The organism is Streptomyces sp. NPDC017246 (assembly GCF_044331325.1).
GTDB lineage: Bacteria > Actinomycetota > Actinomycetes > Streptomycetales > Streptomycetaceae > Streptomyces.
Map to the genome: position 1 here is coordinate 456,361 of NZ_JBIRMW010000003.1, position 21,432 is coordinate 477,792.

Genomic DNA, 21,432 nt, shown 5'->3' on the forward strand with positions numbered 1-21,432 from the left:
TCGATGATGCACGCCTCTGCCGGATGCGTTCCCGCGTAGATCAACTGGCGCCACCACAAACTTGATTGCCAGCCGGGCGGAGCTCGCGGACCCCAGGATCGTGAAGCGGGCGTGCGTGGCGGTGCGTGAGCAAGGGTGGGCAAGGCACGATTGCTCGACTCGCGCATCTCGAGGAGGCGTGACCATACTTGAAGGAGAGAGTGATGCCGTACGACGGCACTCGGGGCACTCTCCGTGGGGGATGGTTGGGCCAGCGTCACCTCGGCGGAGGTCGGCTGGGCGCCTGGCGGCAGCCACTGCTCCGGCTTCCAGGCCCCGCTGCGCAGCAGCGCCTTGGGGCAGTGCGGGTAGACCTCCTCGATCCCCAGGACCAACGCACTGGCCGGCGGCTTACCCACGGCGGTCAGCTGCGACAGCAGCTCCGGGCGGGTGGAGACGCAGGCCCGGCCGTTCACCCGCAGGGTGGTGGGCCGCCCGGGGATGACGAACAGCAGCCCGGCCCGCCCGGTCGCGATGATGTTCTGCATGCTGTCCAGCCGCTTGTTGCCGGTCGCGTTCGGTATCGCGAGCGTCCGTGCGTCCAGGACGGAGACGAACCCCGCGGGGCCGCCGCGCGGAGAGACGTCGCAGTTGCCCTCGCCGTCCGCGCTGGCGACCAGGACCAGCGAGGAGCAGCCGATCAACTGGCGCGTCTGATCCGTGAGTTCGGTCATCTGCTTGCGCACGGACGCGTCGCTGGGGAGTGCGTACGCCCGGCGCAGCGACTCTTGGTCCTGCAGGGCGTCGAGACGGAGCAGGTCGAAGGCGCTGCCGGCAAGCGTTGTCGTCGTCATGCCTCCGACCCTAACGAGCCTACCTGCGAACGAATTTGGCCGGTGGAGGGCTATGTGTCGGGGGCCGGGCCAGACGCTCGGTCAGTGCGGTGGTGGCAGTGGGTCCAGGGCGCTTTCGACGGTGCAGCCGCCCTTGCCGGGCATCCGCTGGATCCGGGGCGGCGACCACACCTCGGTGGCGCCGGGGCTCACGCGGGCAAGGAGGCAGTCCTGTGGGTCGAAGCCGTTGCCCTTGACCGCGAGGAGAACGCCTACCCGGCGGCCCTCCGCCTTCACCTCGGTACGGATCGCCGGATCCAGGTCCAGGGCGGCGAGCGTACGGCGCACCTCGGACTCGTCGGCCCGGTCGCCCTTCGGCACCCGGGGAAGTTCCGCGCGGAGCTCCTCGAACGGCAGCCGGGGCGCTTCGGGTGGCGGGGTGAAGGTCAGCGCGGGACCCGCCGGGCAGCCCACGTCATCGGGAACCTCACTCCACTCCGATTCGGGCGACACCCACACCTCGAAACAGCGCCGAACGGAGACCTCCTCAGGCGCGAGCCAACCCCTGTACGCCAAGCTGGAGGCGCGGACGACGACGTCGACACCGTCTCCATCGTGTGTCGAGGTGCCCGTCACCAACATCACCTCCACCCCGTCGAGGTCGGAGGCGGAGCGCCCGACCTCCTCGGCCGTGCGGGGGCGCTGGCTGTAGAGCCGCTCGCCCGCTTTCCTGGCCACCTCCCGGGCGGCGTCCGTGGCCTCGTCCTCGGATGACTGCAGCACTCCGCAGCTGGTGGTGCACAGCAACAGCGTGGCGAGCAGCAGCAGTCGGCGCATGGGCCCACCCTTCCGGCGCCTGGCGTGGCGGGCAATCGCGCGTGTACTCAGACCGGCGTAGGCGATCGTACTCAGCCGCGATGTCCGCGAAGGTGCCGTCCGCTTCCTGCGGCGCGTACTCGGTGTCGCGGCAGCACTGCTCGGCCGGCTCGAACGACGTCGTACGAGAGGCTGTCCGAGAGGTCGTACGAGAGGGGCGTCGTCGTGCGTGCCCGATAGCCCCTCGGGGCCGGCGTTGCCGCACCGGCAGAGGTATCGGCGTCATCCGGTTTGCGCGTCGGGGCGGTCGGCGGGCAGCTCGGGGAGCCAGTCGCGGGTCGGGTCGTACTCCAGCCAGCGGCTCCGCCCCGCTTCGCCGGCGCAGGCGGCGGCGAGGGTGCTCAGCCCCGGGTGGGTGCTTCCGGTGCGCCACAGCAGTGACCAGGCGTACAGGGGTGTGGGATCGACCAGCGGGACGGTCCGCAGCCCGGGGACGTCCGGCGGGGGAAGGTCGGCGGGGAGCAGCGAGAAGCGGCGCGGGTCCTGTACGACCTCGGCGAGGAAGTGATCAAGCCCCAGGTTGACGCTGCCGGCCCTTTCGCGGATGCCGAAACGGTCGGCGAACTGGCGAAGGAAGTCGAGCCGGTCCAGCGCCCCGGGTGCCCACAGCACGCTGTCGCGCAGCTGCTCCGGTGTGAGCGCCGCCTCGGCCGCGAGCGGATGGTCCGTACTCAGGACGGCGTCGACCGGTTCGAGACGGACGAGGCGGTGCGCGAGGCCGGTGGGCAGGGGCGGGTGGACCCGGCCGAAGGCCACGTCGACGTCGCCCCGCAGAAGAGCGGTTGTCACCCCGGGCAGATCCCGCCCGTGGCCCAGTTCCAGCTCGAGTTCCTCGGCCCGTGCGGCGACTTGGAGCAGCGTCCGTGTCGGCGCGTAGAGATGACCCCACACGTCGACGCGCAACGGGCGGTCCTCGCTGACGATCGTGGCCACCGCGTCGTCGGAGGCGGCCAGTGCGCGCCGGGCCGGTGCGAGGAAGCACCGCCCTGCCTCCGTGAGACCCACTCCGTGGCCGAGGCGCTCGAACAGCGCCGTACCGACCAGTGATTCCAGCCGCCCGATCCGTTTGGACAGGGCCTGCTGAGTGATGCCCAGTTCCCCGGCCGCCCGGCCGAAATGCATTTCCTGGGCGGCGTGTACGAAGGCACGCACCTGCGCCATGTCCAGATCCACGCCCTCCACCATAGGTGACAACCAATGGTTGTCGTGCGGTCCCGCCCGTTGTTGGATCACCGGGTGGCGGACGAGGTTGCATCCTCCGCATGCGAAGACTGATTTCCACGGGGGAAGCGACGCGTCCGGTGGAGTTCACCGACGTCCCCCCACCCGCCCCGGAACCCGACGAGGTGCTGATCAGAGTCGAGGCGTTCGCGCTGAACCGGGGGGAGACATTCCTTCTGGAACGTGCCCCCTCGGGGCTGATGCCCGGCAAGGACGTCGCGGGACTCGTCGTCCAGGCGGCCTCGGACGGCTCGGGTCCCGGCGTAGGGACCCGTGTGGTCGGGCACCCTCCGCAGGGCGGCTGGGCCGAGTACGCAGCCGTCCCCACTCACTCGCTCGCCGTCCTCCCGGACGGGATCGACAGCGTACGGGCATCGGCCCTGCCCCTGGCGGGATCACCGCTCTGCGCCTGCTGCGTAGGGCCGGCTCCCTGGCCGGCAGGCGGGCGCTGCTGACCGGGGCCTCCGGCGGAGTCGGCCACTACGTCACCGAACTGGCCGCCGCGGCGGGCGCCGAGCTCACCGTGGTGACGGCCGGCGCGGAGCGCGGCGAGCGGCTGGCAGAACTGGGCGCGGCGCAGGAGGTGCACGATGTCGCCTCGGCGCAGGGCCCGTTCGACGTCGTCATGGAATCCACGGGCGGCCCGCAACTGCCCCTCGCCGCCTCGAAGCTCCGCGCCGGCGGCCTGCTCATCTGGTTCGGCCAGGCGAGCCGCACCCCGGCCACCCTCGACTTCTTCGAGCTCCTGGGCGGACCCGAAGGCGTCACGATCCAGCACTTCCACTACGCCGGTGCGCCCTACGGCCCCGACCTCGCGGCCCTGGTACGTCTCGTGGAACAGGGCCGACTGCACCCCGAGATCGGCCGGATCGCCGACTGGACCGAGACCGCCGACACCCTGGTCGACCTGCGGGAGCGCCGCATCCGCGGCAAGGCCGTCCTCACGACAGGAGCACACCGATGAACGCCTCGGAGTACGCCGCCGCCCAGTGGACCCGTGCCACCGGCGCGGGTCTCGACCCCCACGAGTACCGGAGGGTCACGGAGAGGCTGGAGTCCGTCGCCGACTGGGGCCCTGCCTTCCGGCGGACCGCACACGAATACGTGCGGCGCGCGGAAAGCGCGGGATCCCGTTTGTCGGCGGGGCAGCATCTGCTGACGGCGGCCCGGTGGTTCCACGTGGCGACGCTGTCGCCGTACGAGGGGGCGCGCCCTACAGGGGTGGCGGAAGCGGAGGCCGCCGACCGTGCCGCAGTCGAGGCATCCGGGCGTGCTGCGGTCGAGACGTCCGGGTGTGCTGCGGTCACGGGAGCCGACCGTGCTGCGGTCACGGGAGCCGGCCGAGTCGCGGCGAAGAAGGCGGGCCGTGCCGGGGTCGAGGAAGCCGACCACGTCGTGGCTGAGGCGGACGACGCCCTGGCCAGGGGACTCACGCTGCTTGAGCCGGGTGCCCGGCGGGTGAGCGGTGCGGAGTTCACCGGTTGGTTGCGTGGCCCAGCCGACGCACGAGGCACGGTGATCGTCGTACCCGGACTGGACTCGGCGAAGGAGGAGTTCCTCGAACTCGCGGCCGCGCTGCTGGAGCGTGGCCTCGCGGTGTTCGCGATGGACGGCCCCGGGCAAGGGGCACTCAAGGCGACGACGACGAAGCGAGCGGACTACCACCAGGTGATCGGCCAGGTCATCGACGCGCTCGGCGTCAACCGCGTCGGGCTCAGCCTGGGCGGCTACTACGCGGCCGAGACCGCGGCATGGGAGCCCAGGGTGGCGGCCACCGCGACCGTCAGCGGTCCGTTCCGCCTCGACTGGGCGGAACTGCCTCAACCCGTACGGGACCTCCTGATCCAACGCGCCGGCGGGGCCGACGCGGCACGCGCCTTCGCCGACCAGGTGGACCTCGCCGATCTGGCACCCCGGATCGAGATTCCGCTGCTGACGGTGGACGGGGGCCAGGACGTCATCCCCGGGGTCACGAACGGCGAGCCACTGGCCCGTCTCGCACCGCGAGGCACCCACCTGTCCGTCCCGCACGGAGACCACCTCCTGGGCAACGCGCGGCCCGACTGGCTGCCCCTGCTGACGGACTGGATCACACAGACGCTGACCGGACCACGCGAGCGCTGACCGCATCAGGCACCGCACCGACTGGTCCACCCCGATACGACAGGACTCCAGCATGAATCGCTTCAGCGGAAAGACCGTCCTCATCACCGGAGGCACGAGCGGCATGGGGCTGGCCACCGCACACCGCCTCGTGTCCGAGGGCGCCCACGTCGTCGTCACCGGCCGGACCCGCGCACGAGTGGACGCCGCGGTCGAGGCGCTCGGCCCGCATGCCTCGGGTTCGGTGGCCGACGTCGCCGATCTCGACGCGGTGGCGAAGCTGATGGATACGGTCCGAGACCGTCACGGCCGCCTCGACACCCTGTTCGCGAACGCGGGTACCGGTACGTTCCTGCCCTTCGAGGACATCACGGAGGCGGACTTCGACCAGGCCGTCGACGTCAACCTCAAGGGCGTGTTCTTCACCGTGCAGAAGGCGCTGCCGCTGCTCGTGGACGGTGGGTCGATCGTCATCAACGCGTCATGGACCCTCCACAGGGGCAACAGCGTCCTGACCCTCTACTCGGCGACCAAGGCCGCCGCGCACAATCTGGCCCGAACCCTCGCCGCCGGCCTCGCGCCGCGCGCCATCCGCGTCAACTCCATAAGCCCCGGGTACATCGACACCCCGATGTACCCGGCCGCTTCGCTGGGCGCTGAGGAGGGGGCGGCGGTGACCGGCCGGATCGTCGCCGGGCGCTTCGGACGCCCGGAGGAGGTCGCGGCGGCAGTGGCGTTCCTCGCCTCGTCCGACGCCTCCTACGTCAACGGCCAGGACCTCGTCGTCGACGGCGGCCTGATCGGCTCCGTACCGGCCTGACAGCCTGCGGAGCACGTACCTGGACAGCATTGTCCCGTCGAATCGAACGTCGCACCGGGGTGCGAACCGCTGGGGCGGGGCGCGGAGGCGGCCTCGCCCCTGACGCGGACCGGCACCGCGGCCTCGGAACGCGGACGGCACCGCGGCCATGGGGCACGGAATTCGGAACTCAGGACACGGGACACGGAACGGGGAGCCTGACGAGCCACGACCGTCGTGCGAACGACGGTGGGTGTCACGCCCCGCCACCGGCGCGCAGCGCGCTGACGCCGGGCCCGTGGAGATCGTCGAATGCCGCCCGGCGCCCCATGGCCGCGAGGAGCAGGGAAAGGGCCGGGCCGCTCACCTCGGGCCCGGACCCGATCGCCAGGTCGGTGTCCGTGGCCGTGAGCCGGACACGGGTCACCAGCTCCTTGGCTCCGCCGAACGACTCCGGCGTACGCGTCTGCAGGCGGAGCGATCTCACGACGGCCTGCGGCGGATAGGAACGGTGGAGACCCAGGGGCCGGCGAATGTCCTCGCCATGGACGACCTCCTCCACGAGCCGACTGTCGAGCGGCGCCGGCGGCGTCGACGTCCGCGACGCCGCCCTCCGGAACCGATCCAGGGTCTCCTGCGGCGTCGCGCCGCGCTCGCGCTCCATACCGACGGTGTTCTGGCGGTCGAAGTCGAACCGCGCACGGGCGAGGCCGATGACGAAACCGATGCGCGTGGTGCGGGCCGTATCGACGAGATGGGCGAGCACGTCGTGCACACTCCACCCGTCACAGAGCGACGGTGTACGCCACTGCTCGTCACCCAGCTGCGCGAGATCTTCGATCAGCGCAGCACGCTCCGCGTGCACCATCGTCCAGACGTCGTCGGCCATGGCCATCTCCTTCGTCGATCACGGGTCTGCCAGGTAGGACTCCGGAAACGGCGGGAACTCATCGTCCGGTCAGCGCAGTGTGACCGTGACGCGCCCCGCGAACACGCCCACCACGCCATCCGCCGACAGGACGCGGACGGCTGGGGGCCGCACCTGGACCCCAGCCCTGGTCGACGGCACGTCTCGCATCCACCCGCGCGAGGCGCCCGAGGCGCTCCTCCGGCCCCACGGCGAGTAGCTGGAGGGTGCGGCGGTACACGCTGCTCCTCGTGCAGGCGCGCAGGGCGCGGCTCTGGTGCCCTCTTACGCCGGGTCAGAGGGTGTCACGCAAAGGAGAACCGTTCCCGACGTGCCCGGTGAACCGGATACCGAGCTTTGCGCCTTTCAGCTGCCAGGCTGAAGGTTCCCGCCGACGGTGCCGCTCGCGTCGATCCCAACGGCGCCGGCTGGGGTCGACGGGCGGGGGCGACGGTCGACGCTCTGGTGAGGTGCGTGTGGGACAGGCCTGTCCACGGCCGGGCAGGCCCGCCCCGCCCCGGCCGTCGGCGCCTCGACGAATCAGGGGCCTGTCGTCCGATGAGTTCTGGCCCCGTCACCGGTCTACCTTTCAACGCCCCCGTCATCGTTCCCAAGGAGCCGCAGATGACCGACACGACGACTCTCGACCTCGGACCGCAGACCCGGCTTGTGGCGCGTCTCGCGGCAGGAGTCCCCGACGATCGGCTCGCCGACCGTACGCCCTGCCCCGACTACGCGGTCGGCGAGCTGCTGGGCCATCTCACCGGCCTCGCCGTCGCCTTCCGTGACGCCGCCCGCAAGGACCTGGGACACACGACGGACACCGCACCGGACTCGGCCCTGCCCACCCTCCCGGCCGACTGGCGCGAGGCACTGCCACGGGTCCTAGGCGAACTGGCCGAAGCCTGGCGGGATCCGGCCGCCTGGACGGGCATGACCCGTGCGGGTGGCGTGGACCTGCCCGGCGACATCGCGGGTGCGGTCGTGATCGACGAACTGGTGGTCCATGGCTGGGACCTGGCCCGGGCCACCGGCCAGGAGTACGTCCCCGATCAGGGCGCGCTGCACGCGTCGCACGCGTTCCTGCTGGCGGCGGCCGAGGAGGACGACCGGGGCGGCGGCATCTTCGGCCCCGTGGTGTCCGTGCCGCAGGACGCCCCGCTGTTGGATCGGGCAGTCGGACTGAGCGGGCGCGACCCGGGCTGGGCACCACCGCCGGCCCGGTGACGCAGCACACGAGCCGCGGCCACCCCCGCGCCCTCGCCCGCCGCCGAAGCCAACGACTTCGGCGGCGGGGGCCGCGGCCCCCGCGCGCGCACTCGGTTTTGCGGCGGCAGTCCCGGCGTAGCCGGTTGTGGGCGGTGCGGACTGGGCAGCCGGGTTCTTTGCAGGCGTGGGAGTACGTCATGCATCGGGCAACGTCGAGTTCGGCCAGTAATTCGAACGGAGAACCGCGGTCTTCCTGGCAGGCTGACGGCATGGTGTCTTTCGGTGATCAAGAGCTGAGCGCGGCCGTTCAGGACGCTGACTCTTCGGAGTGGTTCGTTCGTACGGCGGTCGGTCGGCGGCTCGCGGCATTGGAGGAGATCGGCGAAGTGGCAGACGTCCTCCACCGTCTCCTGTTGGACCCCCGAGACTCCGGGGTCATTCAGGAGACGGCCGAGGCCCTGCTCGCGCGCAAGGACACCGCCGGGCTCCGCTGTGTGCTGCTGGCCGTCAGCGAGGCTGCCGCACTCTCGACCTTTGATCAGCTCGGTGCTGCCCTGGACTGCGACCCCGAGTGGATGACGACCGCAGGCGCGGACAGGCTCGTCCAACAGCTGCACGAGCTGACCGCGGACGAGAGCCCCGGTGTCCGTGAAGAGGCCCGAAGGATCCTCTCCGGTCTGCGCCCGCGGGAACAGTGGGCACGGGACTCGGACGACGACTCGCTCTGAGGATCCGACCGTTGGTGTCCGTAAGGGTGCGCCGGGGTCGAGGCAGGGCGTCGGTGGGGACGCCGAATACCGTCACTAGGCTGCACGCCATGGCCGATGATCGCGGATTCACCTGCTCGTGCTGCGGCGCGGACCGCCCTGGGGCGCAGATGCCCCCGCCCCCGACGGCGGCCGTGTCGCAGGACGCACGCGCGCGTCTGACGCCTGAAGGCTTGAGTCGCAGGGCCCGTTCCTTCGTCGAGGTGCACGGGCTGCACGTGCCTCGGCCGGACATACGGGGTCACCGGGACGTCTGGCTCAAGCACGGGATACCGGTGTCGGAGATCGACCGGGCCATGGCCTTCCAGGACCGTTGGGGCGGGGTCGCTCTGCCGCCGGCCCCGGCGTACGAGGGCGGCCCCCGTTTTCTGGACGCTGATGTTCCCGAGGACTGGGCGGCAGACGGTTGGTTGTTCGGGGCCGGGGACTGTCGGATGTCCATGGCCTACGGATTCATGATCGGGTCGGGCGGCGAGTTCGGGATCCACGGCGAGCGCTGGACACCGCTGCACGCCTCCACAGAAGGGTGGGTGGAGTCCCTGGCACTGGCCCACCACGCGGGGTACTGGGCCGAGGCCGTCACGAAGATCAGGGGTGCCGCCGTCGACGCGGTGGACCTCGACGGGTACGAGCCGGTACCTGAGGTCCAGGGCCTCACCGACACCTGGTGGCGGGGCAAGGACTCGCTCATCGCCGTCTACCGCGGCGTAGCCGTCAGCATGGCCGCACCCCAGTGCCTGGAGGCCCACGTCTACAGCGGACTCGACGAGTGGGGCCTCAATGGTGGCTGACTCCCGGAGCACCGCCTGGCGCTCCGTCCCCGGCTGAGTTCCTCGCCGGCCGGACGGGCCGACTGGAGCGCTCGGTCACAGTTCGCTCTCCGACCTGAGACGATCCAGGAATGGCACGAACGTTTGAGGACCTGATCACCGAGGCGGACGCGGCCCCTACGGAGGGCTGGGACTTCTCCTGGCTGGAGGGAAGGGCCACCGAGCAGCGGCCCTCCTGGGGCTACCAGCGCATGATGGGCGAGCGGATGGCACGGGCCTCGGTTGCCCTGGACATCCAGACCGGGGGAGGGGAGGTCCTGGCAGGCGTACCGAAGCTTCCGCCGCTGGCGGTCGCCACGGAGTCCTGGCCGCCGAACGTCGCCAAGGCCACCCGGCTGTTGCACCCGCTCGGGGCCGTGGTCGTCGCCGACGAGGACGAGCCGCCGCTGCCGTTCGCCGACGAGGCCTTCGACCTGGTGGTCAGCCGGCACCCGGTGACGGTGTGGTGGCAGGAGATCGCCCGGGTACTGACGCCCGGCGGCACGTACTTCTCCCAGCAGGTCGGCCCGGCCAGCGTCTTCGAGCTGGTCGAGTACTTCCTCGGCCCGCAGCCCGAGGAGGTCCGCCGCGGACGGCACCCCGACGACGCCCGCCGTGCGGCCGAGGCGGCCGGACTGGAGGTCGTGGAGGTGCGCTCGGAGTCCCTTCGTACCGAGTTCCTCGACGTCGGCGCGGTGGTCTACTTCCTGCGGAAGGTGATCTGGATGGTGCCCGGTTTCACCGTCGACCAGTACCGGGACCGGCTGCGCCAACTGCACGAACGGATCGAGGGCGAGGGCCCCTTCGTCGCCCACACGACACGCTTCCTGATCGAGGCCCGCAAGCCCGTCTGACAGCAGACCGGCGCAGTGGGCAGGTGGGCCGGTGGACAGGGATGGATTCTCGGGACTCATGCCGGAAGGACGGCTGTACGTGGCCGCGCCAAGCCGGTGCACGATCAGGTGGGGCCCGGAGGCCCCGGGATCCTGTCAGCGGCTCAGCGGCTCAGCGGCTCAGCGGCTCAGCGGCCCCGGTGGGCTCAGCGTGGAGGCATGAGAAGCCGGGGCAGCTCGGCCGTCTGGTTCTGGGAGCCGGGGCGCAGCCCGGACGCGGTGCTGTTGGCCCACTCCATGGTGACCATGGGAGTCTCCCCGCCGCTCACTTCGACGGTGGCGCCCGCGAACCTCTCGCCCTTGGCGGTCTTGGTCTTCAGGGCGTCGGCGACACCGCGGGCCGCCTCGGTGGACTGCGTCAGGGCGCACAGCCGCTCCCGCGACGCGCCGTCGTCACCGGCGCGGGCGCCGATGGCGAAGAGGGTGAGGCCGGGAAGCCGGCTCTTCGGGTCCTTCCCATAGAAGGTGGCGTGATAGGCGTCCTCGCCGATGCAGCCGACGACGGCCTGGTACGCCGCATCGTCCGCGACCGACCGCTCGGGCGCGGCCAGGGGCGGAAGGCCGCCGTCCCGGGCGAACGAGGACGACCGGACGGAGGCCGAGACAGCCACCTGCGCGGGCTCTTCACGGAGCAGGACCCCGCCGTCGGTCTTCTCCTCCGTCCACCCGCGCTTCTTCAGCGCACCGGTGACCGCCGCGACGTCGAAGCGTCCGGTCAGCCGGGCGGCCTGCGCCGGGAGCTGGACCGAGGTGTCCACGTCGGTCTCGTCGAATCCGTGCGCCGTGCGCGCCGGAGCGCTCTCGTACCGGGACTGGGCCAGTTCGGCGATCCCGTATCCGTCGAGAGTCGCGTACAGCTCCTTGTTCTCGCCGAGGAGCCGACGCGACTCCTTCACGTCCCAGTACGTCAGGTACCCGCCCGCCGCGTTCTGGGCGATGCCGTCAAGTGCGGCGGAGAGCCGACCGTCCGGCTTCGCGTCGCCGGTCCCGTCGCCACAGGAGGCGAGCCCCGCCGTGAGTGCTCCCGCGAGCGCGATGCCCACGACGGTGCGCCTTGCCCGTCGGCCGTACGACGTCATCACTTGGTCCCCTCGTCCCGAACGTCCTTCTGCTGTCCGCAGCAGTCTTCCAGTTCAGGAAACCCCCATGCCAAGGGTTGCAGGCCGGTTGCGGGCCCGATCGCGTGAACCCGGGACCCGCCTCCCCATGGGATCGGCCGGCGAAAAGTAGCGTGGCGATGAACCTGCTCCGGCCGGACCGGGCGACCCCCAGAGGAGCGAGCATGGCGACCGATCCGAACCAGTCCGCCGACGTGAACCCGCCGACCGTCCCACAGGTGACCATGACGCTCTCCGCGATCGCGGCGACCGCCGCGACCCCGCGCCCTTCGGGCGAGACCCTCGCGGAGCACAGCACCCGGATCGGGCTCGGCATCAACCTCCAACTGGCCGACACCTCGCTGGCGACCCAGGGCACGTGGGTCCTCTCCTGGCTTGGGGTGAGTCCGGGCAATGCCAACCTGGCCTACGTCGCCACGAACACCGACGGCTCCAACTCCTTCGCCGTGGTGATCCGCGGCACCGTCGGCAACATGCCCGATCTGCTGGAGGACCTCGACGTCGGCACGGTCGTCCCGCTCGACCTCGTCGGAATGCCGTCCCCGGTCTCGGTCTCCAAGGGCGCGATGAAGGCCTTCACCGAGGTCGTCACCATGAACACGGCGGGTGTCACCCTGGCGCAGGCGCTCACCACCGCCCTGAGCCGGGCGCAGCCGAACCCGACGGTCTACGTGACCGGACACAGCCTGGGCGGCTGCATCGCGACCATGGTCGGTCCCTACCTCCAGACGCTCACCTGGCCCAACGGGAAGCCGAACTTCGAGCTGCACACCTTCGCCGCCCCCACCGCCGGCGGAGCGGACTTCGCCGCCTACGTCGACTCCCTGGAGTGGCAGACGAACGAGCGCCACTACAACAGCAACGACATGATTCCGCAGGCCTGGAACGACCTCGTGGCGACCAAGAAGTGGTACCCCGATCCGGGTCCGGCGGCGGACACCGATGTGAAGGCGGTCATCTCGGCGCTGGTCGGCCTCCCCGGTCCGCACGTCTACGTCCAGCCGGGCAAGGACGACGCGCTGAACTTCCACTACGAACCCGTCGACCCCGACGTGGTGAAGAAGTCGCTCCAGGACTTCATGGGACAGGTGGCCTTCCAGCACGCCAACTCCACCTATCTGGGCCTGCTCGGCGCGCCTGACGTGCCGGCGGGGCCGGTGGTGACCGTCGTGACCCCCGTGGGGAGGGCCGGAGGCCCGGTCGAGGTCGTCGGCAGTGGGTTCGAGCAGGGGGTCGTGGTCGACTTCGGCACTGTGCCGATGTCCCGGGACTACGTCCTCCGGGACGACGTGATGGCCGTCTGGGCACCGGAGGGCGTCGGCGTGGTCGACATCCGGGTCACCAGCAACCTGGGCACCTCCCCGGCCGTCCCGCGCGGCCAGTTCTCCTACGGCGGCAACGCGGCCGTGGTGGTCACCGGCATCAGCCCGGACACCGGCCGGGCCCTCGACCAAGTGCAGATCAACGGCCTCAACTTCGGCTCGGACGTCCAGGTCTACTTCGGCGACAACCTCGCCGAGGTCCTCGACTCCGGTCCCGCACAGCTGCTCGTCAAGGCGCCCAGCCCGACCATCGCCGTCGGCAAGTCCGCGACCGTCGACATCACCGTCCTCTCGAACGGCTACTCGTCCCCCGCGAACCCTGCGGACGAGTTCACCTATCTGGAGGTACACGGGGGCTGAACCGGTTCCTGACCCCGGGGCGTGACGCCGGCCCCGCCAGCGGCTTGCCTTCGGGACCGCCGACACCTGAGCGAGCCCTGGTGGTGGAACTCGTCCCCACCGCGTACCCACCGCCTCATACGGGTCGGTACGGGTCAGGAGCGCGGCCGCAGCCACTGGCGGGCGGCGGCCAGTGTCACCTCGATGTCGTCGCTCCATGAACAGACCTCCAGCCACGACAGGTAGCCGCCGTGCGCGAAGACCAGGACCTCACCGGGGCACTCACCGGTTTCGGTGAAAAGCGGCGCCTCAGCCGCCACGGCGGTGCCGGAAGTGCCGGGCGCGGGCTGCACCTGGCTGGTGTCGAGTTCGAAGTAGGCGGTCCCGCACCCACAGGTGCAGCGGCCACTCACACTGAGATGGGGGACCTGCCGACGGAGCGCCGCATGAACCGGGTTGTCCGCGTCCAGGACAGCCTCAAGCACGTCGGCTACGTCGGAAGGCAGGGTCTCGGTCACTGCGGCACCCTATCTGACCAGGGGTAATCGGTAATCGTGCGGAGAGTCGGCGATCGCTGCGACCGGTCGTGGCCGTCGGCGTCCGGACGAGTGCTGTAACAAGATCGGACTGGTGAGTGTAGAGACGCACGAGTTGGGGGATGACCGGAGAGGCACCTCGTAGAAGGGGTGCTGCGATGGTCCGGACCCGGACCGTTGCTGGATTGACCAGAGGGACGAGCATGGCCAGCGGCACCGTGAAGTGGTTCAACTCCGAAAAGGGTTTCGGTTTCATCGCCCAGGACGGGGGCGGACCGGACGTCTTCGCTCACTACTCCAACATCTCGGGCAACGGATACCGCGAGCTCACCGAGGGTGAGGTCGTGACGTTCGACATCACGCAGGGCCAGAAGGGCCCGCAGGCGGAGAACATCATCCGCGCCTGAGTCGCCAGCCGGCTCATCTCGCTCACGACAGCGCCCCACCACGTGCGGGCGCTGTCTGCGTCTCGCCACCGAATCAGCCCAAGGCCGAGCCGGTCACGGCGACGTCGCCGTGACCGGCGTGGCGTCAGTGCATGAGGAGGAGGCGCGTGTTCGGCACGAGCTTCCGGTTGACGCTGGTGCTCTGCACGAAGATCGTGAAGTCGTCGTTCTGGTCGGGCCTCACTCGGGCCTCCGCGTCGGGCAGGCCGAGCAGGGTCCGGGCCTGAGGGCCGGTGAACACCTGGTCGGTCTTCTTCTCCAGTACCGCGATCTGCTTCCGCGCCTGGATCTTCTCCGGCTTGCTCAGCTGGTAGAACGCGCCGCCGGTACGGTAGGTGTGGCCGCTCTCGGTCACCCATTCCCGGATGGCCGCGTCGCGAGCCACCGGGATCAGCTGGTACTTCGACGCGTCGACCGGGGTGAGACCGGCCGCCTTGACGGTGTCCTTGTTCACGGCCTCCGCGCCCGTGGAGAACACCGCCCGGGATCCTCGAATGCCCTTGGTGCGGCCGACCATGAACTTCTCGGTGGCCTCCTGGATGACCTGCCCGGCCTCCTCCAGGCCCTGTGCGCTCGTGGCGTCCCAGATGGCGATGTTGTCCTTCGGGAAGCCGCCCTGCATGGCCTCGCGCTTGCCCGTCTGGTCCGGCACGAGGACGGCCAGCGTCCAGTTGTCCTCCTGCGTCGCGATCATCTCGGCCACGGCCTCGACCAGTTCACGCCGGTTCCTGGTCGGGGAGTCCGGGCAGCGGTGGCTCGCGTTCTCCTGGCCGTCGGTGAGGACGAACGTCAGGAAGCTGTGGTCGCCGTACAGCTGAGCGGTCTGCGCGAGCTCCCGCTGGGACTTCAGCGCGGCCGCCAGCAGCGCCGTCATGCCGCCGACCCGGTACAGCTGCTTCAGCGACGGCATCCGCAGCACGTCCTTGTCGTAGATCACGCACTCCACCTTGTCGGCGAAGACGTACACCGTGACCCGGGTCTCCTGGTCCAACTCCCGTGACCGGCGGGCGAGATACGCGATCTGCTGGTCGGCGACCTCGACGACCTTGCGGCTCAGGTGCGACATCGACGAACTGCCGTCCAGCACAAGAGCGACGTGATTGATGTAGTTCTGGTTTCCCGACATGACGGCTCCCCCTCGTTCCGACTCGATGCCTCTACCGTCTCACCCACCACTGACAATCGATCTTGTCTTCCGGACGGGGTGCGGCTCCCGGGCAGGGTTCGGAACGGGACTCGGTCGACACTGCGGGCGACATGCCGTCGGCCCGTCGGCCCGTCGGCACGTCGGCACGTCAGCATGCCGACACGCCGCCATGTCGTCACTCGGCCTTCGTCGGCTTGTCTACAGAGATGCCCAGCCGGTCGGCCACGGTGGTGAGCGACGGTCCCAGGGGGAGCGAGATACGGGTTGCCGCGTGCCGGTCGCCGCGGGTGGGGTCACGGTTGACGATCAGCACGGGCTTCCCGGCCTCGGCCGCCTGGCGGACGAACCGGAGCCCGGACATCACCGTCAGTGAGGAGCCCAGGACCAGCAGCGAGGCAGCGCCACGGACCAGGTCGCGACAGTGCTCGACCCTGTGCGGGGGTACGGCTTCGCCGAAGAAGACCACATCCGGCTTGAGGATGCCGCCGCACGCCGTACAGGGCAGCACGAAGAAGTCCCCGACCTGCTCGTCGGTGAGATCGGTGTCCCCGTCCGGGTTCAGCCCGGCGGGTACGGGCTGGAAGTCCGCGTTGGCCTCCTCCAGCCGTTGGGCGAGCACATGACGCGGGCTGTACGTGCCGCAGGACAGGCAGACGACCTTGTCCAGGCCTCCGTGCAGTTCCACGACGCCGTCGCTGCCGGCGGCCTGGTGCAACCCGTCGACGTTCTGGGTGATCACACCGGAGAGCAGACCGTGCCGCCCGAACGCGGCGACCGCCCGGTGCCCGGCGTTGGGCCGGGCACGGCCGAAGGTGCGCCAGCCCAGATGGCCGCGAGCCCAGTACCGGCGCCGGGCCTGGGCGCTGGTGGTGAAGTCCTGGTAGGTCATCGGTGTGTGCCTGCTCAGGCTCCCGCCCTCGCCCCGGTAGTCGGGGATTCCCGACTCCGTGGAGATGCCCGCCCCGCTGAGCACCAGCACACCGCCGGCGCCCAGTGCATCGGCCACCGGACCCAGGTCCGTGGTTCCCGGCAGCACGTCCTCGGTGGGAGTCCAGCTCAGAGTGGGGCGCATACGCATACCGCAAGGGTACGGAAGTGTCCGCCCTAAGGGTGGGCTCTCGGGGACTGGGCGAGCCCGGCCGGTGGAAGGCTGCCGCCGTTCCACCGGCCGGGCCGGGTGTCAGAGGAGGAGCGAGGACGCCGGGCGCTCGCGCGCCTCCTCTCGGCGACGACGGGGTCGGATCACCGCCCCGCCGTTCCTCAGGTCCGTCGGGTCAGGCCCGTCGGGTCAGGTCCGTCGGGCCCGGCGGAAGGCGGTCAGGGCGTAGCAGCCGAGCAGGACGACGGTGAAGGTGAGACCGATGCCGGCCGCCTGCCGCATGTCCGGGACCTCGACCGCGGTGGCGGCGACGGCAAGCACCCCGACCCCGGCCACGAGTGCGAGCTTGCTGCCTCCCGGGATGGTGAACCCCGTGAATTCCTCGGGATGCGCGTCCCGGTGGCGCCGGAAGGCGACGTACGAGGCGAGGATCAGCAGCCAGACGAGCAGTACGGCGAAGAGGGCGATCGACATCAGGATGCCGAAGATGCCGCCGACGTCGTAGAAGGCGAGCAGTGCGGCGGCCGCGATGCCCAGGGTGGAGGCGGCCAGGGCGTTGGCCGGGACGCCGCGCGAGGTGAGGCGGGCCAGGGGCGCCGGGGCGAGGCCGTCGTCGCCGAGGGAGTGCAGGAGGCGGGAGGCGCCGTACAGGTGGGCGTTCGCGGCGGAGACGGCCGCGATGAGCACGACGAGGTTGGTGAGGGTCGCGGCGGCGGGTACGCCGATGTCGGAGAAGACCCGCACGAACGGGCTCGCCTCGACACTGCCGTCACCGGCGGCCAGGCGCTGCCAGGGGATCAGGGCCACGACCAGGGTGATCGCCAGGACGTAGAAGACGCTGAGCCGCCAGGCGAGCTGGCGCATCGCGGTGCGGATGGAGCGCTGCGGGTCGGTCGCCTCGGCCGACGCGATGGCGACGACCTCGAATCCGGCGTACGCGAACATCACCACGGACATGGCGATCCAGACGGACTTGGCACCGTGCGGCACGAACCCGCCGTCGTCGGTGAGGTGCGCGAAGCCGGTGGCCTCGGTGTCCGGCAGGCCGAAGAAGACGAGGAGCGCCGCGCACAGGATGAACGCGCAGAGCGCGGTCACCTTGATGGTGGACAGCCAGAACTCGGTGGTGCCGAAGGACTTGACGTTGATGATGTTGACCGCGAGCACCACCGTCGCGATCGCGAGGATGGCCGCCGACATCGGCACGCCGGGCCACCACCAGCGGATGTAGAGCGCGGAGGCGACGACCTCCGTACCGATGACCACGACCGCGCTGAACCAGTACATCCAGCGGGTGACGAAGCCGGCCCACGGGCCCAGGTAGGTGTGCGCGATGGCGCCGAACGAGCCCTGCACGGGGTGTGCGGCGGACATCTCGCCGAGCAGCACCGCGATGATCGCGACCAGGACGGCACCGATCGCGTACGAGATGATCACCGCGGGTCCCGCGGCGGATATCGCCGACCCGGAGCCGAGGAACAGCCCGGTGCCGAGTGCGGAGCCCAGGCCGATCATCGTCGTCTGGCGGTGGGTGAGGGAGCGGACGAGGCCCGTGCCCTTCGGCGGCTCGCCGTTGACGCCGGGAGGCGCGGCGGGGGCGGGAGGGGACGCGGGGGCCTGGGCGGGTCTTTCCGGAGCGGCCATGGCGGGTGTCCTTCTGTGCGGGTGGGGGAGTGGCTGCTGGGGTGGGAGAAGGCGAGGGGGCGGCGGCTCGTGTCGCCGCCCCCGTCCGGTTCGGAGATCAGAACTCGCTGGTGCGGAAGGGCTTCTCGGGCCGGTTCAGGTCGGGCTTGCCCAGCACCTTCGGCGAGGACAGCGCGTAGATGCCGTGGTTGGTCAGCACCCACGCGATGTTGCGGTCCCACTCCACGTACACGCCGTGGGTCTGGTTGCCGTACGCGTAGTCCGGCGTCCCGCTGCCGTACGCCTTCGGGACGAAGTAGGCGTCGATCTTCGGCGCGGCCGGGTCGGAGACGTCGAAGAACTGCACGCCCGCGTTGTAGAAGCCGTAGCCGAGCACTCCGGGGGTGTGCCGGCCCGGGTTGGTGTAGGAGCCGGTGCGCTTGGGGCCGAAGCTGCCGCGGCGCTGGCAGTAGTCGGTGAAGCCGGCCGACGGGGGCGGGGTCGGACGGGGCAGGACGCCGACGACACGGGGGTTCTTCGGGTCCTTGGCGTCGATCTGGTAGACGTCCTTGTACGGCTCGTAACAGTCCTCGGTGAGGGGGTAGCCGGAGTAGTAGACGATCCCGGTCTTCTCGTACTGCGAGACGTCGATGTTGTCGCCCTCTGTGCCCGAGACGGACGGCGGCAGGTCCAGGTGGCTCACGGTCCTCAGATCGGCCGGGTTCGAGATGTCGAGGACGGTCAGGCCGTAGCCGCCCATGGCCGCGAACGCGTAACGCCCGCCCTGCTCGACGGGCTTGGGGATGAACAGGGGCATGCGCGCGCCCATCCAGCTGGTGCGGTTGCCGCAGCGCGGGTTCTTGCGGTACGCCGCGTCCTCACCGGTCCGCTGGCCCGGCAGGTGCCAGGTGTCGAGGAGCCGGGGGTGGGCCGGGTCGGCCATGTCCCAGGACTGGTAGCCGGCCGAGTGCAGGTTGGTGGGGTACTCGGTGCCGGAGTAGGTGTCGTCGGGCGCCGTCGCGATGAACATGTACCGCTGACCGGTCCAGTACGGCGTGTCGAGGGAGCCGGAGCCCTGCTGCGCCGTGCCGGGGTCGCTCCTGAGGGGGTCCTTCTGGGTGGCGTCGGTGGAGACGGTCGCGAGGAGCTTCCAGTCCTTCTTGCGCGGGCCGTCGAGGCGGAAGACCTTGAAGCCCTTGAGCCCCGGCTTCTCGCGCAGCTTCCTGACGCCCTCCGGGTTGTTGTACTTGTCGTGCGCCGGGTCGTCCGTGAGTTCCTGGATCTGCCGCTTGTCCTCGAAGCTCTGCACCATGACGTAGGCGTCGAGCTTCTTGTTCCACTGGATGGTGGAGGCGCCCCAGTAGTCGTTGGCCGCCCAGGCGCCGTTGGCCTTCGTCTCGTCGCCGTCCACGTCCTGGCGGGTCATCCGCTCGACGACCCTGACCTTCTTCACGTCGGTGATGTCGTAGACACGACCCTCGGAGCGGTCGTACTGGAACATGTAGCGGCGACCGTCGAAGTCGACGATGTTCTGCCAGGTGTGGAAGTAGTCCGGGGTGAAGTCCGCGCCCTCGTAGGCGGCTTCGACCTTCATGTTCTTGATGTACGAGCGGGCGTCGTACTCCTTGTCGCGGCCGGGGAAGGAGTGCTCGTGCTCCTCGTCGACCGGAGTGAGGGCGGGGTGGCGGAACGTGTCGTCCAGCTGCATGCCGTACGCGCCGGGGTCCGCCGGTTCGGGGCGTCGGTCGGCGCACACGTCGGGAATGTTCGGATCGGCGGCGGTGGAGGCCGCGCTGGTGGCGCCGGAACTGCCCGGCACGAGGAGGGTCGCGGCGGTGGCTGCGGCGACTGCCGTGGCCAGGGTCGCTCGGGTGCGCAGGGATCGCATGGACTGTCCTAGGTGTCTCGGCGGCGGAGAGTGGACGTGCGAAGGGTGGGCCGGGCGCGGGGGAGTGCGGCGCGGCCCGCCGGCACGGAGAGGACCGACCGGCGTGGATCCGGTCGCGCGGAGGTCGGGCGGGTGCGGTGACCTCGGGGATCGCGCGAGCGGGTGGGCGTGCGAACCGGTCAGGTGACCGTCGGGCGCTGCTGGTGCACGGCGGCCGGATGGGCGCCCGTGGTCACGATGTCCCGGAGCTCGCGCACGGCGTGCAGCACGTCCGCGTGCGTGAGGTAGAGGGCGTTGAAACCGAAGCGCAGCAGGTCGGGGGCGCGCATGTCGCCGATGACCCCGCGCGCGGTGAGCGCGGCGACCAGCGGGTACGCCTCCGGGTGCCGCAGGGCGACCTGGCTGCCGCGGCGCCCGGGCTCGCGCGGGGTGGCCATGGTGAAGCCGAGACCGTCGAGGAGGGAGTCGGCGCACTCCTGGAAGAACCCGGTCAGGGAGAGGCTCTTGGCCCGTACGGACTCCATGTCCACTCCGTCGTACGCCGTCAGCGCGGCCTCCAGGGCGACCAGCGAGAGCAGGGCCGGGGTGCCGATGCGGGCCCGGGTGATGCCCTCGGCGGGGGCGTACGTACCGGACATGGCGAACGGCTCGGCGTGCCCGTGCCAGCCGGTGACGGGGTGGTCGAAGGCCTGCTGGTGGCGGTCGGCGACGTAGGCGAAGGCCGGGGCGCCGGGACCGCCCGAGAGATACTTGTAGCCGCATCCGACCGCGAAGTCCGCCTCCACGGAGTCGAGTTCGATCGGCAGCGCGCCCGCGGCGTGGCACAGGTCCCAGTGCGCCAGGGCCCCCGCGGCGTGCGCGGCGGCGGTGAGCGCGGCCATGTCGTACAGCTCGCCCGTGCGGTAGTCCACCGGGGCGTACGCGGCGACCGCGACGTCCGCCCCCTCGGCCACCAGCACCGCGGCGGCCTCGCGTGCGGGCACCCGGCTGACCTCCAGGCCCAGCAGTCGCCCCACCGAGTCGGCGATGTACTGGTCGGTGGGGAAGTGGTCGGGGTCCGTCAGCAGCAGCCGTCGGCCGGGTCGCAGCCGGGCGGCGGCGAGCAGGGTGTTGAACAGCTGGACGCTGGTGGAGTCCCCGGCCACCACCTGGCCCGGGGCCGCGCCGATCAGCCGGCCGATGGCATCGCCGGTCCGAACCGGCGCCTCCCACCAGCCGTTGGCGTTCCAGGAGCGGATCAGGTCGGTGCCCCACTGCCGGTGCACGGCGTCCTCGACGGCCGGGGGGACGGCGGCGGGAAGGGCGCCGAGGGAGTTGCCGTCGAGGTAGACGACCCCCTCGGGGAGGAGGAAGCGGTCCCGGACCTGCGCGAGCGGGTCGGCATCGTCGAGTGCGGCGGCCCGTCCGTCCAGCGTGTCGGCACCGTCCACCGCGGCCGCGTGTTCGGCCGGTGTCGCGGTGAGCTCTGCGAGCGTTCTTCCGGCGGTGTCTGCGAGGGGTGTTCCGGTGGGCTTGTCG

General features: G+C 70.8%; 18 protein-coding genes and 2 pseudogenes. 9 read left to right on the forward strand and 11 right to left on the reverse strand.

The features are described from left to right. Positions 1–206: 206 nt before the first annotated feature. The 3 genes and pseudogenes from ACH4MY_RS10440 to ACH4MY_RS10450 all read right to left on the reverse strand — a co-directional run. Positions 207–833 (reverse strand): annotated as a pseudogene (locus ACH4MY_RS10440) (MSMEG_1061 family FMN-dependent PPOX-type flavoprotein); the annotation flags it as partial. A gap of 81 nt (positions 834–914) precedes the next feature. Next, positions 915–1,649, reverse strand: a complete 735-nt coding sequence (locus ACH4MY_RS10445) for a translation initiation factor IF-2 (RefSeq protein ID WP_398000341.1) — start codon at positions 1,647–1,649, stop codon at positions 915–917. Positions 1,650–1,910: 261 nt separating this feature from the next. Beyond that, complete coding sequence (locus ACH4MY_RS10450; protein WP_398000344.1) at positions 1,911–2,861, reverse strand: LysR family transcriptional regulator; 951 nt, start codon at positions 2,859–2,861, stop codon at positions 1,911–1,913. A gap of 89 nt (positions 2,862–2,950) precedes the next feature. Between ACH4MY_RS10450 and ACH4MY_RS10455 the strand changes: the two are divergent. From ACH4MY_RS10455 to ACH4MY_RS10465, 3 genes and pseudogenes are all read left to right on the forward strand, one after another. Beyond that, positions 2,951–3,873 (forward strand): annotated as a pseudogene (locus ACH4MY_RS10455) (zinc-binding dehydrogenase). Next, positions 3,870–5,033, forward strand: a complete 1,164-nt coding sequence (locus ACH4MY_RS10460) for a serine aminopeptidase domain-containing protein (protein ID WP_398000346.1) — start codon at positions 3,870–3,872, stop codon at positions 5,031–5,033. The pseudogene ACH4MY_RS10455 and the gene ACH4MY_RS10460 overlap by 4 nt, the downstream one beginning before the upstream one ends. A 52-nt stretch (positions 5,034–5,085) precedes the next feature. Further along, complete coding sequence (locus ACH4MY_RS10465; RefSeq protein ID WP_398000349.1) at positions 5,086–5,832, forward strand: SDR family NAD(P)-dependent oxidoreductase; 747 nt, start codon at positions 5,086–5,088, stop codon at positions 5,830–5,832. A 235-nt stretch (positions 5,833–6,067) separates the two neighbouring features. On the opposite strand, the gene ACH4MY_RS10470 is transcribed toward ACH4MY_RS10465, so the two are convergent. Beyond that, a complete protein-coding gene (locus tag ACH4MY_RS10470) occupies positions 6,068–6,700 on the reverse strand; it encodes a maleylpyruvate isomerase family mycothiol-dependent enzyme (protein ID WP_398000351.1) in 633 nt (210 codons plus the stop codon). A gap of 642 nt (positions 6,701–7,342) precedes the next feature. Here ACH4MY_RS10470 and ACH4MY_RS10475 point away from each other — a divergent pair. The 4 genes from ACH4MY_RS10475 to ACH4MY_RS10490 all read left to right on the forward strand — a co-directional run bounded on the left by ACH4MY_RS10475 (position 7,343) and on the right by ACH4MY_RS10490 (position 10,357). Continuing rightward, positions 7,343–7,945, forward strand: a complete 603-nt coding sequence (locus ACH4MY_RS10475; RefSeq protein WP_398000353.1) for a TIGR03086 family metal-binding protein — start codon at positions 7,343–7,345, stop codon at positions 7,943–7,945. A gap of 395 nt (positions 7,946–8,340) precedes the next feature. Then, positions 8,341–8,655, forward strand: a complete 315-nt coding sequence (locus tag ACH4MY_RS10480) for a hypothetical protein (protein ID WP_398000356.1) — start codon at positions 8,341–8,343, stop codon at positions 8,653–8,655. Between the two features lie 149 nt (positions 8,656–8,804). Then, positions 8,805–9,485: a hypothetical protein gene (locus tag ACH4MY_RS10485; RefSeq protein ID WP_398000594.1), complete on the forward strand. Its 681-nt coding sequence runs from the start codon at positions 8,805–8,807 to the stop codon at positions 9,483–9,485. A gap of 110 nt (positions 9,486–9,595) precedes the next feature. Next, positions 9,596–10,357 (forward strand): class I SAM-dependent methyltransferase, encoded by a 762-nt coding sequence (locus ACH4MY_RS10490; RefSeq protein ID WP_398000358.1) that lies wholly within the window; start codon positions 9,596–9,598, stop codon positions 10,355–10,357. Positions 10,358–10,542: 185 nt separating this feature from the next. Here the strand turns inward: ACH4MY_RS10490 and ACH4MY_RS10495 are convergent, their stop codons facing one another. Next, positions 10,543–11,439, reverse strand: coding sequence for a hypothetical protein (locus ACH4MY_RS10495; RefSeq protein WP_398000361.1), 897 nt, complete (start codon positions 11,437–11,439; stop codon positions 10,543–10,545). 239 nt (positions 11,440–11,678) lie between these two features. Here ACH4MY_RS10495 and ACH4MY_RS10500 point away from each other — a divergent pair, with 239 nt between their 5' ends. Next, a complete protein-coding gene (locus ACH4MY_RS10500; protein ID WP_398000363.1) occupies positions 11,679–13,196 on the forward strand; it encodes an IPT/TIG domain-containing protein in 1,518 nt (505 codons plus the stop codon). Between the two features lie 134 nt (positions 13,197–13,330). Here ACH4MY_RS10500 and ACH4MY_RS10505 read toward each other — a convergent pair whose 3' ends face one another. Further along, entirely contained in the window at positions 13,331–13,693 is a 363-nt protein-coding gene (locus tag ACH4MY_RS10505; protein WP_398000366.1) for a hypothetical protein, read from the reverse strand. Positions 13,694–13,914: 221 nt separating this feature from the next. Here ACH4MY_RS10505 and ACH4MY_RS10510 point away from each other — a divergent pair, with 221 nt between their 5' ends. Further along, positions 13,915–14,118 (forward strand): cold-shock protein, encoded by a 204-nt coding sequence (locus ACH4MY_RS10510; protein ID WP_398000369.1) that lies wholly within the window; start codon positions 13,915–13,917, stop codon positions 14,116–14,118. A gap of 124 nt (positions 14,119–14,242) precedes the next feature. Here ACH4MY_RS10510 and ACH4MY_RS10515 read toward each other — a convergent pair whose 3' ends face one another. The 5 genes from ACH4MY_RS10515 to kynU all read right to left on the reverse strand — a co-directional run bounded on the left by ACH4MY_RS10515 (position 14,243) and on the right by kynU (position 21,344). Further along, the gene (locus ACH4MY_RS10515; RefSeq protein ID WP_398000372.1) at positions 14,243–15,283 is read right to left on the reverse strand and encodes a vWA domain-containing protein; all 1,041 of its coding nucleotides are present in this window, start codon (positions 15,281–15,283) and stop codon (positions 14,243–14,245) included. A 196-nt stretch (positions 15,284–15,479) separates the two neighbouring features. Then, the gene (locus tag ACH4MY_RS10520) at positions 15,480–16,382 is read right to left on the reverse strand and encodes an NAD-dependent protein deacetylase (protein WP_398000375.1); all 903 of its coding nucleotides are present in this window, start codon (positions 16,380–16,382) and stop codon (positions 15,480–15,482) included. A 210-nt stretch (positions 16,383–16,592) separates the two neighbouring features. Continuing rightward, the gene (locus tag ACH4MY_RS10525) at positions 16,593–18,047 is read right to left on the reverse strand and encodes an amino acid permease (RefSeq protein WP_398000378.1); all 1,455 of its coding nucleotides are present in this window, start codon (positions 18,045–18,047) and stop codon (positions 16,593–16,595) included. Between the two features lie 97 nt (positions 18,048–18,144). Continuing rightward, the gene (locus ACH4MY_RS10530) at positions 18,145–19,914 is read right to left on the reverse strand and encodes a hypothetical protein (RefSeq protein WP_398000380.1); all 1,770 of its coding nucleotides are present in this window, start codon (positions 19,912–19,914) and stop codon (positions 18,145–18,147) included. A 179-nt stretch (positions 19,915–20,093) separates the two neighbouring features. Beyond that, complete coding sequence (kynU, locus tag ACH4MY_RS10535; protein ID WP_398000597.1) at positions 20,094–21,344, reverse strand: kynureninase; 1,251 nt, start codon at positions 21,342–21,344, stop codon at positions 20,094–20,096. Between the last annotated feature and the right edge of the window lie 88 nt (positions 21,345–21,432).